This window comes from Streptomyces sp. NPDC054866 (genome assembly GCF_053610745.1).
Genome location: NZ_JBSGZA010000003.1, coordinates 950622 through 963148 on the forward strand (window position 1 = coordinate 950622; position 12527 = coordinate 963148).

General features: G+C 68.3%; 11 protein-coding genes and 1 riboswitch. Of the genes, 5 read left to right on the forward strand and 6 right to left on the reverse strand.

What is annotated here, in order from left to right; genetic code table 11:
* Positions 1–122 precede the first annotated feature (122 nt).
* Positions 123–246: riboswitch (cobalamin riboswitch) on the reverse strand.
* A gap of 99 nt (positions 247–345) precedes the next feature.
* Positions 346–1080 (forward strand): hypothetical protein, encoded by a 735-nt coding sequence (locus tag ACWGI2_RS19705; RefSeq protein WP_453696540.1) that lies wholly within the window; start codon positions 346–348, stop codon positions 1078–1080.
* 69 nt (positions 1081–1149) lie between these two features.
* On the opposite strand, the gene mctP is transcribed toward ACWGI2_RS19705, so the two are convergent.
* The 5 genes from mctP to ACWGI2_RS19730 all read right to left on the reverse strand — a co-directional run bounded on the left by mctP (position 1150) and on the right by ACWGI2_RS19730 (position 6443).
* The gene (gene mctP / locus ACWGI2_RS19710) at positions 1150–2799 is read right to left on the reverse strand and encodes a monocarboxylate uptake permease MctP (protein ID WP_453696542.1); all 1650 of its coding nucleotides are present in this window, start codon (positions 2797–2799) and stop codon (positions 1150–1152) included.
* Positions 2796–3065 carry a DUF3311 domain-containing protein gene (locus tag ACWGI2_RS19715; protein WP_453696544.1) on the reverse strand — a complete coding sequence of 90 codons (270 nt, stop codon included), beginning with the start codon at positions 3063–3065 and terminating at the stop codon, positions 2796–2798. The genes mctP and ACWGI2_RS19715 overlap by 4 nt, the downstream gene beginning before the upstream one ends.
* Before the next feature lie 121 nt (positions 3066–3186).
* Complete coding sequence (locus ACWGI2_RS19720; protein ID WP_160507150.1) at positions 3187–3384, reverse strand: YbdD/YjiX family protein; 198 nt, start codon at positions 3382–3384, stop codon at positions 3187–3189.
* The gene (locus ACWGI2_RS19725) at positions 3381–5534 is read right to left on the reverse strand and encodes a carbon starvation CstA family protein (RefSeq protein WP_453696546.1); all 2154 of its coding nucleotides are present in this window, start codon (positions 5532–5534) and stop codon (positions 3381–3383) included. Before ACWGI2_RS19725 ends, ACWGI2_RS19720 begins: the two co-directional genes overlap by 4 nt.
* A 102-nt stretch (positions 5535–5636) precedes the next feature.
* On the reverse strand, positions 5637–6443 hold the full coding sequence (locus tag ACWGI2_RS19730; RefSeq protein ID WP_160510513.1) for a GntR family transcriptional regulator: 807 nt from the start codon (positions 6441–6443) through the stop codon (positions 5637–5639).
* 274 nt (positions 6444–6717) lie between these two features.
* Here ACWGI2_RS19730 and ACWGI2_RS19735 point away from each other — a divergent pair, with 274 nt between their 5' ends.
* The 4 genes from ACWGI2_RS19735 to ACWGI2_RS19750 all read left to right on the forward strand — a co-directional run bounded on the left by ACWGI2_RS19735 (position 6718) and on the right by ACWGI2_RS19750 (position 11450).
* Positions 6718–7998, forward strand: a complete 1281-nt coding sequence (locus ACWGI2_RS19735) for an extracellular solute-binding protein (protein WP_453397855.1) — start codon at positions 6718–6720, stop codon at positions 7996–7998.
* A gap of 106 nt (positions 7999–8104) precedes the next feature.
* On the forward strand, positions 8105–9085 hold the full coding sequence (locus tag ACWGI2_RS19740; protein WP_453696548.1) for a carbohydrate ABC transporter permease: 981 nt from the start codon (positions 8105–8107) through the stop codon (positions 9083–9085).
* A 38-nt stretch (positions 9086–9123) separates the two neighbouring features.
* Entirely contained in the window at positions 9124–9930 is an 807-nt protein-coding gene (locus ACWGI2_RS19745; protein WP_453398112.1) for a carbohydrate ABC transporter permease, read from the forward strand.
* Positions 9931–9938: 8 nt separating this feature from the next.
* Positions 9939–11450, forward strand: a complete 1512-nt coding sequence (locus tag ACWGI2_RS19750; protein WP_453696549.1) for a glycoside hydrolase family 3 protein — start codon at positions 9939–9941, stop codon at positions 11448–11450.
* Positions 11451–11584: 134 nt separating this feature from the next.
* On the opposite strand, the gene nagB is transcribed toward ACWGI2_RS19750, so the two are convergent.
* A complete protein-coding gene (gene nagB / locus ACWGI2_RS19755; protein ID WP_453696551.1) occupies positions 11585–12370 on the reverse strand; it encodes a glucosamine-6-phosphate deaminase in 786 nt (261 codons plus the stop codon).
* Positions 12371–12527 lie beyond the last annotated feature (157 nt).

Consider the following 12527-nt stretch of genomic DNA (forward strand, 5'->3'; position numbering starts at 1 on the left):
CTCGGCTCGGAGCCTTGAGGAGGGCAGGAGTGACACACGGGGGCCGCCCCTGGACAGGGCTGCGCTCCGCGTCCACCAGCCCATTCCACGAGGCCCGGACGTCGTTGGCACCCGGACCGGTCGGAACGGGCGCACTGTCGACAGGTCTTCGGACTTGCGAGCACGACAAATGCGTACTCATACACCGTTGCGGGACAGTTCCGGACTTGCACCGGATTCCCCTGCGGCGACAGCGAGCACGAGCATACATCTTGTGCTGGCTCTGCGAGGCAGCCCCATATCTTGTGTCGGCGCGCGTATCCCCTAGGGTGGCGCCGAACTGATCGTCGAACAGGGGGAGACGGCGTGCGAGGGCGGGGCGCGGGCTGTACGGCGGTGTTGCTGATGCTGCTCACGGGGTGCGGGGGCGAGGGGAGCACCGCTGAGACGAAGCCCACGCGCACCCCGAAGTCGACCACGGCCGCCGGTGTCGACGGAGACGTGGACCCCGGCAAGATCTTCACGGACGCCGAGCTGAAGTCGGCGCTGCTCCCGGCGAAGGCGATCGGGGCGAGGGCCAGGGCGTACGACGTGACGTCCGGCCCCTCCAATCCGTACCAGGGTGGCGGTGATTGGGGCGCCTGTGCTGCCGGCGAGGAGGTGCACGAGCAACTGCTGCGCTTGCGGGGACCCAGCGCGAGCCACACCGTGCGTCCGTTCCCCGAGGCGGTCGAGGACGAGAATCCCTACGTCCACGCGTCCCTGCTCTCCATGACCGCCGAGCGGGCCGGGCGCCACATCGAACTGCGCCGGCAGCTCAACAAGGCGTGCCCTCGCGTCACCGTCGACACCGACGCGGCCCCCGTCGAGGAGCACCACGTGGCCGAGAGGCTGCCGGATCTCGGCGACGAGGCGCTCCTGGAGACCTCGCGGATCGTGGGCGGCGACGAGTACGACGGCGGCCGTCCGCGCTACGACGTCGAGGTGCGGGTCGGTGGCGTGCTCGTCAGGGTGACCGCGGGCACCGACAAGAAGCTGACGCTCACCTCCGCCGCCCAGGCGGCGGCCAGGGTTCGCACGGAGCTCCACCGGGCCGGGTGAGTCCGCACGCACGAGAGCGGGCCGCCGGATTCCTCCGGCGGCCCGCGTCACGTACGTACAAGAAGGGGGTCAGTGGCCGCCCGGTGCTCCCACCGTGGCCGGCGGCAGTTCCTCCTTGACGCCCGGGTCGCCCGCGTCCGCGGTGTAGTCGCCGGGAGACGTCTCGTCGATGCCGTCAGGGGCCTTCATGGCGCGCAGGACGAAGGTCATGACCACGGTGACCACCACGTTCAGGACGAACGCCGTGAGGCCGATGTAGCCGATCTCGCCGATGCCCGGGATCTCGTCGGACGAGCCGCCGAAGTGCTTCTGCGTCGGCGAGGCGACGCCGTACGCGGCGACCGTGCCGTAGATCATGCCGACCGCCCAGCCCGCGAGCAGCGCCCAGCGGTGGAACCACCGCGTGAACAGCCCGCCGACCAGCGCGGGCATGGTCTGCAGGATCCAGATGCCGCCCAGGAGCTGGAAGTTGATCGCGACCGTCTTGTCCATGGTGAGGACGAAGGCGAGCGCGCCCACCTTCACCATGAGCGAGACCAGCTTGGAGACCTTCGTCTCCTGCGCGGGTGTCGCGTCCGGCTTGATGAAGTCCTTGTAGATGTTCCTGGTGAAGAGGTTCGCTGCCGCGATCGACATGATCGCCGCCGGGACGAGCGCGCCGATGCCGATCGCCGCGAACGCGACGCCCGTGAACCAGTCGGGGAACATGTTCTCGAACAGCTGCGGGATCGCCAGCTGCCCGTTCTCCACCTTGACCCCGGCCGCGATCGCCATGAAGCCGAGCAGCGCGAGCAGGCCGAGCATCAGCGAGTAGAGCGGCAGAATCGTGGTGTTGCGGCGGATCACGTCGCGGCTCTTGGAGGAGAGCGTCGCCGTGATCGAGTGCGGGTACATGAACAGCGCGAGCGCGGAGCCGAGGGCCAGGGTCGCGTACGTCCACTGTCCGGGCTCGCCCGGTGCCAGGCCCGCGACGGGCTTGCCCGCCGCCTCGTTCGCCGAAGAGAACTTGTCGCCCGCCGCCTGGAAGATCTCGTCGAAGCCGCCGAGCTTGATCGGGATGTAGATGATCGCGACGGCGATGACGAGGTAGATCAGACCGTCCTTCACGAACGCGATCAGCGCCGGTGCGCGCAGACCCGACGAGTACGTGTACGCGGCGAGCACCGCGAACGCGATCAGGAGCGGCAGGTCCTTGATGAACCAGTTCGTGTCGGGTCCGCCGCCGACGCCCATGACGTCGAGAACGGCCTGGATGCCGACCAGTTGGAGCGCGATGTACGGCATCGTGGCGAGGATGCCGGTGACCGCGACGGCCAGCGAGAGCCCCTTGGAGCCGAAGCGCCCGCGCACGAAGTCGGACGTGGTCACGTATCCGTGCTTGTGCGAGACCGACCAGAGGCGCGGCAGGAAGGTGAAGATCAGCGGGTAGACGAGGATCGTGTACGGCACCGCGAAGAAGCCGGCCGCGCCCGCCGCGTAGACCGCCGCCGGGACGGCCACGAAGGTGTACGCCGTGTAGAGGTCGCCGCCGAGCAGGAACCACGTGACCCAGGTGCCGAACGACCGGCCGCCCAGGCCCCATTCGTCCAGGCTCTCGGTCTCGGCCTTGCGCCAGCGCGCGGCCAGGAAGCCCATCACCGTGACGGCGATGAAGAAGAAGATGAAGACGGCGAGGGCGATGCCGTTGACGCCGCCCGTGTCCGCTGCGAGCACGTTCATCGGGTCGCACCCCCCTGGGCCTGCTCGGCCTTGCGGGCGCGCTGGTCACGCTGCCACAGCTTGTACGCGATCATGGTGAGAAGCGTGGATATGAGCACCCACAGCATCTGGTACCAGTAGAAGAACGGGATGCCGATGAAGGTCGGTTCGACCTTCGCGTAGGAGCTCACCCAGAGCATCGCCACGAACGGCGCGACGAGACAGAGGGCAACGACCACGCGGACCGGCCTGATCACCGGTCTGCTCACTTCAGGCGCATCTGACACTTCGCGGCTCCGCTCCCTCGCTTATCCCACCTTTAACGTGCGGGAAATCTAAGCGAGAGGATTGATCTATGGAACCCCCGTCCGGATACCGGACGGGTGTCAGGTGGGGCAACGCGCCTGCTCAGCAGCAGCGGAACCCCTGCCGGGGGTCTGACTCCTGCTGGTCCGTCCGCATTCGCTCGAACTCCCTCCGGGAGGGCACGGATGCCCCGGGATGCGTCTTCCGCGTGTGCGCGACATAGCGGTCGTACGCGGACTCGTCGGTCAACTCCCGTGCGTACCAACGCACCCAGCGCAGCCCGCGCAGCACCCACGTCATGACGGGACCTGCGCGTCGTCGGAAGTCCTCGCCTTCGCCGCCGCCAGTTCCGCCTTCTCCTCCCGGGTCGCGATGAGCCCGGCCGGCGCGGTCAGCTTCGACTCCACGTACTCGGCCTCGCTCAGCTTCGACGACTGGGGGTTGCGGATGTGCTTCACGCAGATCCGGGTCGCGTCCGCGATCACTATGACGATGAGCAGGGCGAGCACGGCCGAAAGGACGCCGTCCACCGTGGAGTTGGTGACGACGGTGTGCATGTCGTCCCTGGACTTGGCGGGCGGCAGGATCTTTCCGTCGTCGATGGCGTCCTGGTAGATCGAGCGCTGCTTGAAGAAGCCGACGCGCGGATCGCTGGAGAACACCTTCTGCCAGCTCGCGGTGAGCGTCACCGTCGCGTCCCAGGCGAGCGGAACGCCGGTGATCCAGGCCCACTTGAGGCGCCCCGACTTCACCAGGAGCGTCGTGCAGACGGCGAGCGCGACCGCGGCGAGGAGCTGGTTGGAGATGCCGAAGATCGGGAAGAGCTGGTTGATCCCGCCGAGCGGCTCGTGCACGCCCACCCACAGGAAGTAGCCCCACAGACCGGTGACGACCGCGCTCGTGATGATGAGTCCGGGCTTCCAACTGACCTTCTTGAAGGGCTTGTAGACGTTCCCGAGCATGTCCTGAAGCATGAAACGGCCCACGCGCGTGCCCGCGTCGAGCGCGGTCAGGATGAACAGCGCCTCAAACATGATCGCGAAGTGGTACCAGAACGCCTTCATGGAGCCGCCGGTGACCTTCGAGAAGATCTCGGAGACACCGACCGCGAGCGTGGGCGCGCCGCCGGTGCGCGAGAGCAGTGAGGACTCCTCGACGTTCTTGGCGGCCTGCGCGAGGTCTTCGGGGGAGATGGAGTACCCGAAGTTCGCGACCGCCTGGCTCGCGGCCTGGACGTTGTCGCCGATGACGCCCGCGGGCGCGTTCATCGCGAAGTAGAGACCCGGGTCGATGATGCTCGCCGCGACGAGCGCCATGACCGCGACGGACGACTCCATCAGCATGGAGCCGTAGCCGATCATCCGGATCTGCGTCTCCTTCTGCACCATCTTCGGCGTCGTGCCCGAGGAGATCAGCGCGTGGAAGCCGGACAGGGCCCCGCAGGCGATGGTGATGAAGACGAACGGGAAGAGCGACCCCGCGAAGACGGGCCCGTCGCCGCGCGATGCGAAGTCGGTCACCGGGTCCATCTTCAGCGTCGGCAGCGTGATGACGACGCCGAGCGCGAGCAGCAGGATCGTGCCGATCTTCATGAACGTGGAGAGGTAGTCGCGCGGCGCGAGCAGCATCCACACCGGCAGGATCGAGGCGATGAACCCGTACGCCACCAGCCAGATGACCAGCGTCGAGGGCGCGAGCGTGAACGTCTCCGCGAGGGGCGACTCGGCGACCCAGCGCCCCGCGACGAGCGCGACGAGCAGCAGCGTGATCCCGATCAGGGAGACCTCGCTGACCCGCCCCGGCCGCAGGATCCGCAGGTAGAAGCCCATGAACAGCGCGATCGGAATGGTCATCGCGATGGAGAAGGTGCCCCACGGCGAGTCCGCGAGCGCGTTGACGATGACGAGCGCGAGCACCCCGAGCAGGATGATCATGATGGCGAACGCGGCGAGCAGCGCGGCGGCCCCGCCGAAGGGGCCGATCTCCTCGCGCGCCATCTGGCCGAGCGACTTGCCGTCGCGCCGGGTGGAGAAGAAGAGGACGACCATGTCCTGCACGGCGCCCGCGAAGATCACGCCGACGATGATCCAGATCGTGCCCGGCAAGTACCCCATCTGCGCGGCGAGTACGGGCCCCACCAGCGGGCCCGCGCCCGCGATGGCCGCGAAGTGGTGGCCGAGCAGGACGCGGCGGTCGGTCGGGTGGAAGTCGATGCCGTTGTCCAGGCGCTCCGCCGGGGTGGCCCGCTTCTTGTCGACCTTCAGGACGCGGTTGACGATGAACTTGGAGTAGAAGCGATAGGCGATGGCGTACGAGCCGAGGGCCGCGGCCACCATCCAGGCGGCCGACACCTCTTCGTCGCGCGAGAGCGCCAGTACGGTCCAGCCCGCGGCGCCCACCAGCGCGACGAGGGACCAGATGACGATGGATCGGGGATTCGCTGTGCGCACCGGCTCGTCCTCCCGTTCATCATGCGATGACGGGAGGAACCTAGAGCAGCGCGGTGATCCGCGCCAGACCCCCGGAAGAGGGTCGGTGCGCGGGGAGGCGGGTTACTCCGTGGGGCGTTTGAGGCGGGCCACGAATTTGTAGCGGTCACCTCGGTACACCGAACGGACCCATTCCACCGGCTGGCCGCCGCCGTCCAGGGAGTGCCGCGACAGGAGCAGCATCGGCAGGCCCACGTCCGTGCCGAGCAGGCCGGCTTCGCGTGGGGTCGCGAGGGAGGTCTCGATGGTCTCCTCGGCCTCCGCGAGGTGGACGTCGTACACCTCGGCGAGTGCGGTGTAGAGCGAGGTGTACTTCACCAGGGAGCGGCGCAGGGCCGGGAAGCGCTTGGCCGAGAGGTGCGTCGTCTCGATGGCCATGGCCTCGCCGTTTGCGAGCCGCAGCCGCTCGATCCTGAGCACCCGGCCGCCCGTGCTGATGTCGAGCAGTCCGGCGAGGGTGTCGTCCGCTGTGATGTACCCGATGTCGAGGAGCTGTGAGGTCGGTTCGAGGCCCTGGGCCCTCATGTCCTCGGTGTACGACGTGAGTTGGAGGGCCTGGGAGACCTTCGGCTTGGCCACGAAGGTGCCCTTGCCCTGGATCCGCTCCAGGCGGCCCTCGACGACCAGCTCCTGGAGGGCCTGGCGCACCGTCGTGCGCGAGGTGTCGAACTCGGCGGCCAGCGTGCGCTCGGGCGGGACGGGGGTGCCGGGCGGCAGCGTCTCGGTCATGTCCAGCAAGTGCCGCTTCAGGCGGTAGTACTTGGGCACGCGCGCGGTGCGGCCGACTGCCGCGGCCGGGCCGGTGTCCGTGGCCTCCATGGGCGCTGACGCACCCGCCTCGGTTTCCGCACTCCCCGCCTCGGTGCCCATGGCCCGCCTTCCTGCTGCCGTCACCGGCTCCTCCGTCTGTCGCGGCTCACATCGTGGCACGTACCGGGCCGGGCATACCGTGCCCGCTCAGGTGTCGGTCCGATAACGGACCTGACAGCCCTTCTTATACACCCTTGACACCCCTAAAGGTCTAGGCCAAGCTCCCCGTACTGGTCTACACCATTAAAGACCAGGTTCCAGTCCCACGGGCAGATCTCGGTCCATTTGGTCGCTGCGGGTGGGGGGTTGACTGGCATCCCTTGAGGAGGGTGACGTGAAGCGCAAGCTCATAGCGGCCATCGGTGTCGCGGGCATGTTGGTCTCGATCGCGGCCTGTGGCAGCGACGACAGCGACGACAAGAAGGCCGGAGCGGACGGCTTCAAGGGGGAGACCCTGACGCTCTGGGCGATGGACGGCTCCACGCCCGACGGCTGGAGCAAGGACGTCAAGGCCGCCTTCGAGAAGAAGACCGGCGCCAAGCTGAACGTCGAGGTCCAGCAGTGGAACGGCATTCAGCAGAAGCTGACCACGGCCCTCTCCGAGGAGAACCCGCCGGACGTCTTCGAGATCGGCAACACCCAGACCGCCGCGTACGCCAAGACCGGTGGCCTCGCCGACCTCAGTGACCTCAAGGAAGGTGTCGGCGCCGACTGGACCGAGTCGATCAACAAGTCCTCGGTCGTGGACGGCAAGCAGTACGCCGCCCCGTGGTTCGTCCTGAACCGCGTCGTCATCTACAACAAGAAGGTCTGGGCGGACGCGGGCATCAAGGAGACGCCCAAGACCCGCGCGGAGTTCCTCAAGAACCTCAAGGCGATCGAGTCCAAGACGGACGCCGAGCCGATCTACCTGCCGGGCCAGAACTGGTACCACTTCGTCGGCCTGACCATCGGTGAGGGCGCCGAACTGGTCAAGAAGGACGGCGACAAGTACGTCTCCAACCTGAGTGACCCCAAGGTCGCCAAGGCCATGAAGACGTACAAGCAGTTCGCGGACCTCTCCAAGGCCCCCAAGAACAAGGACGAGGCCACCCCGCAGCAGGCCGAGGTCTTCGCCAAGGGCAAGACCGGCGCCTTCATCGGCATGAGCTGGGAGGCCGCGACCGCGATCAAGGCCAGCAAGGACAAGAAGTTCGAGGAGAACATCGGCTACTTCACCATCCCCGGTGCCACGGCCGACAAGCCCGAGGGCGTCTTCCTCGGCGGCTCGAACCTCGCCGTCGCCGCGACCAGCAAGAAGCAGGAGCTCGCCAAGGAGTTCCTGAAGATCGCGCTGTCGGACAAGTTCGAGGGTGCGCTCGCCAAGGAAGGCGGCGTCATCCCGAACAAGCAGGCCCTGGAGGCCCAGCTCAAGGGCAACCCGGCCGCCGAGGCCATGGCCCCCGCCACCGCCGGCGGTGGCACGACCCCGCTGATCCCGGAGTGGGCCGCCGTGGAGAACCCGCCGAACCCGATCAAGAACTACATGACCGCGGTCCTGAACGGTAAGTCCAACGACGAGGCCGCCAAGTCGGTCGAGGGCGAGCTCAACAAGCGCCTGGCGCAGAAGCAGTAAGGGCGTACTCCTGCCGGGGATTCCGGGCCCGGGGTGTCATCACCCCCGGGCCCGGTGCCCCGGCGCAGCGCTGCGTTCCGCGATGCCCACGAAAGAGATGGCGAGCATGACCGTGCAGACCGAACGGCCGCCCACCGGCCCGACGGACGTCGTGAAAACGGACCGACGGCCGGGGGATTCCGGCAAGCCCCGCGAGCGTGCCCGGTCGCTCGCGCCCTATCTGCTCCTGCTTCCCGCGGTCGCGGCCACCCTGGTGTTCCTCGGCTGGCCGCTGGTCAACAACGGGATCCTGTCGTTCCAGAACCTCAACATGAGGCAGTTCATCCTGCACCTCACGGAGTGGAACGGGATCGACAACTTCAAGGAGGTCCTCAGCGGCGAGGACTTCTGGCGGGTCACCGGGCGCTCGATCGCGTTCACCGCGGTCAACGTCGTACTGATCATGCTGCTCGGCACGCTGGTCGGCCTGCTGCTCGCGCGGCTCGGCAAGCGGATGCGGACGCTGCTCCTGGTCGGACTCGTGCTCGCCTGGGCCATGCCGATCATCGCGTCGACCACCGTCTACCAGTGGCTGTTCGCGACCCGCTTCGGCGTCGTCAACTGGGTCCTCGACAAGGCCGGCTGGCACTCGATGGCCGAGTACGACTGGATGGGCAGCCAGTACTCCACGTTCTTCGTGGTCATCGTCCTGATCGTCTGGCAGTCGATCCCGTTCGTGGCGATCAACCTGTACGCCGCGACGACGACGATCCCCAAGGAGCTCTACGAAGCCGCGGCGCTGGACGGCGCGGGCGCGTGGAAGCGGTTCACGAACGTCACGCTGCCGTACATGAGGCCCTTCCTCTACGCGACGACGTTCCTGGAGATCATCTGGGTCTTCAAGGCGTTCGCGCAGGTCTTCGCGCTCAACGAGGGCGGGCCCGACCGGCTCACCGAGATCCTGCCCGTCTACGCCTACATCGAGGGCATGGGCAACCAGCACTTCGGCATGGGCGCGGCGATCGCGCTGCTCACCATCATCATCCTGCTGGCCCTGACCTCCTTCTACCTGCGGATCGTGCTCAAGCAAGAGGAGGAGGAGCTGTGACGCGCACTGCTTCGTCGTTTTCGTCGAAGGTTCGCCGCATCTGGCCCAACGCGGTGGCCGTCGTACTCTTCATCGGCTTCGTCTTCCCGGTCTACTGGATGTTCGCCACGGCCTTCAAGCCGACCGGCGACATCATCAGCGAGGACCCGGTGTGGTTCCCGACCGACGCGACGTTCGAGCACTTCAAGACAGCCGTCGAGGCCGAGCACTTCTGGACGATGGTCGGCAACTCCCTCACCGTCACCGTGCTCGCCGTGGTCTTCTCGCTGATCATCGGCCTCGCGTCGGCGTTCGCGCTCGCCCGGATGCGGTTCAAGGGCCGTAGGGGCTTCATCATCGGCTTCATGCTGGCCCAGATGGCGCCCTGGGAGGTCATGGTCATCGCGATCTACATCATCGTGCGTGACGCCGACATGCTGAACAGCCTGGTCCCGCTGACGCTGTTCTACATGGTGATGATCCTGCCCTTCACGCTCCTGACGCTGCGCGGCTTCGTCGCCGCGGTGCCGCGTGAGCTGGAGGAGTCGGCGATGGTCGACGGCTGTTCACGGATGCAGGCGTTCCGCCGGGTGATCCTTCCGCTCCTCGCGCCGGGCCTGATGTCGACCTCGCTCTTCGGCTTCATCACCGCCTGGAACGAATTCCCGCTCGTCCTTGTCCTCAACAAGGAGGCGGAGGCCAAGACGCTGCCGGTGTGGCTCTCCGGTTTCCAGACCGCCTTCGGCGACGACTGGGGCGCCACCATGGCCGCCGCCTCGCTCTTCGCCATCCCGATCCTCGTCCTCTTCGTCTTCCTGCAGCGCAGGGCCGTCAGCGGTCTGACCGACGGTGCCGTGAAGGGATAACCCGCCATATGACGACACTCATCCGCCCCACCACTGCATCTAATCCAAACGATGGTCTGACCCGCGACGCCCTGACCGTCCTGCAGCCCGGCTTCGTCGGGACCAGCGCGCCGGACTGGCTGCTCCGCAGGATCGGCGAGGGCCTCGCATCGGTCGGTCTCTTCGGCCGCAACATCGCCTCGCCCGAACAACTGGCCGCCCTGACGGCCCAGTTGCGTGCTGAGCGCGACGACGTCCTGGTCGCCATCGACGAGGAGGGCGGTGACGTGACCCGCCTCGAGGTCCGCTCCGGCTCCTCCTTCCCCGGCAACCACGCCCTCGGCGCGGTCGACGACACGGCGCTGACCCGTGACGTGGCCGCCGAGCTCGGCCGCCGGCTCGCCGCGTGCGGCGTCAACCTCAACTGGGCGCCGTCCGCCGACGTCAACTCCAACCCGGACAACCCCGTCATCGGCGTACGCTCCTTCGGCTCCGACCCGCTCCTGGTGGCCCGGCACACCGCCGCCTACGTCGAGGGGCTGCAGTCCGCGGGCGTCGCCGCCTGCACCAAGCACTTCCCGGGGCACGGCGACACCGCGGTCGACTCGCACCACGACGTGCCGCGCATCGGCGTCGACCCCGAGGTCCTGCGCGCCCGCGACCTCGCGCCGTTCAGGGCCGCGATCGCCGCGGGCTCGCGCGCGGTGATGAGCGCGCACATCCTGGTCCCGTCCCTGGACGCGGAATACCCGGCAACGCTCTCGCGCCGCATCCTGACAGGCATCCTGCGCGAGGAACTGAACTACGACGGCCTGATCGTCACGGACGGCATGGAGATGCGGGCCATCTCCGCCACGTACGGCATCGAGCGCGGCAGCGTCCTCGCCATCGCCGCGGGCGCCGACGCGATCTGCGTGGGCGGCGGCCTCGCGGACGACGACACGGTGCTTCGCCTGCGTGACGCCCTGGTCGGGGCGGTGCGCGCGGGCGAGCTCTCCGAGGAACGCCTCGCCGACGCGGCAGCCCGCGTCCGTGCGCTGGCCCACTGGACTTCGGTGCCGGGCGCGGCCGAGCGTTCGGGGGGCGCGCCCGGCACCGAGATCGGCCTGGTCGCGGCCCGCCGCGCCCTGACGGTCACCCGGGGCGAGTCCTACGCGGCCCCGCTCACCGAAGCTCCGTACGTCGCCGCCTTCACGCCGATGGCCAACATCGCGGTGGGCGACGAGACCCCGTGGGGCGTGGCCGCGGAGCTGGAACGCCTGCTCCCGGGCACGGAGACGGGCAGCTTCACGGGCGAGGACGCGGGCGCGCTCGCGCTGGGCGAGGCGGGGGAGCGGCGGATCGTGGCCGTGGTCCGCGACGCCCACCGCCACGCGTGGATGGCACAGGCGCTGGACGTGCTGCTCGCGGCCCGCCCCGACACGATCGTGATCGAAATGGGCGTCCCCCAATCCGCCCCGAAGGGCGCCCTCCACATCGCCACACACGGAGCAGCAAGGGTCTGCGGCCTGGCGGCGGCAGAGGTCATCACGGGGGGTTGAGCAGAGCCGCGCCCCGAAAGGGGCGCGGGGAACTGCGCGCCCAGCCCCAACGCACCAGCAGGTGGCTGCAAACGGAAGGTGCCGGGCGCCCCCAGCAGGGGGCACCCGGCACCTCCGAGTAACACCAGGTCTGCTTAAAGCCCTTGCCAGGAAGGCTTCGCGGCATACGTGGCCCGGAAGTACTCCCCAAGCTTCAGCTTGGAGGCGGCGGCCTCGTCCACGACGACCGTCGCATGCCGGTGCAACTGCAGAGCCGAAGCCGGAACAACCGCGGCGACAGGCCCCTCCACCGTCGCGGCCACCGCGTCCGCCTTGCCCTCACCCGTGGCGAGCAGCACCAGATGCCGCGCCTCCAGGATCGTCCCGATCCCCTGAGTGATCACGTGGTGCGGCACCTGCTCGATGTCCCCGTCGAAGAACCGCGCGTTGTCCACCCGCGTCTGCTCCGTCAGCGTCTTGATCCGCGTACGCGAGGCGAGCGAGGAGCACGGTTCGTTGAACCCGATGTGCCCGTCCGTGCCGATCCCGAGCAGCTGGAGGTCCACACCCCCGGCGTCCGCGAGCGCCTGGTCGTACGCCTCGCACGCCGCCTGCACATCCTCCGCGCTGCCGTCAGGCCCCATGAAGGACTTCTCGCCGAGCCCCAGCGGCTCGACGACCTCACGCAGCACCACGGAGCGGTAGGACTCGGGATGCCCGGCGGGCAGCCCCACGTACTCGTCGAGCTGGCAGATCCGCGCCCGCGACGCATCCACTTCGCCGGAACCGACCTTGGCGGTCAGGGCTTCGTAGATGGGCAGCGGGGTGGATCCGGTGGCGACACCGAGCAGGGCGTCAGGCTTACGGCGCACCAAGGAGGCCATGGCCTCCGCGATGAGCTCGCCGCCTGCCTTGGCGTCCGGGACGATGACAACTTCCACGCTGGGCCTGCCGATCTGGAGAGGGCTCACGGGTCTGGAGAGAGGACCCACGGGGACTACTGGCTATGTGGTATAGACCAATCTAGCAGAGCTGACCCGCCCGGACCCAAGGTTCCAGGGCTTCGCTTCCCGCGTCCCATGCTCGGCTCTCCGCCCC

What these genes read in the sequence shown, in the direction of transcription:
- ACWGI2_RS19740 (WP_453696548.1), top strand. Translation starts at nt 8,105, where the DNA reads ATGACCGTGCAGACCGAACGGCCGCCCACCGGCCCGACGGACGTCGTG.
- ACWGI2_RS19750 (WP_453696549.1), top strand. Translation starts at nt 9,939, where the DNA reads ATGACGACACTCATCCGCCCCACCACTGCATCTAATCCAAACGATGGT.
- ACWGI2_RS19720 (WP_160507150.1), bottom strand. Translation starts at nt 3,384, where the DNA reads ATGACGTGGGTGCTGCGCGGGCTGCGCTGGGTGCGTTGGTACGCACGG.
- ACWGI2_RS19730 (WP_160510513.1), bottom strand. Translation starts at nt 6,443, where the DNA reads ATGGGCACCGAGGCGGGGAGTGCGGAAACCGAGGCGGGTGCGTCAGCG.
- mctP (WP_453696542.1), bottom strand. Translation starts at nt 2,799, where the DNA reads ATGAACGTGCTCGCAGCGGACACGGGCGGCGTCAACGGCATCGCCCTC.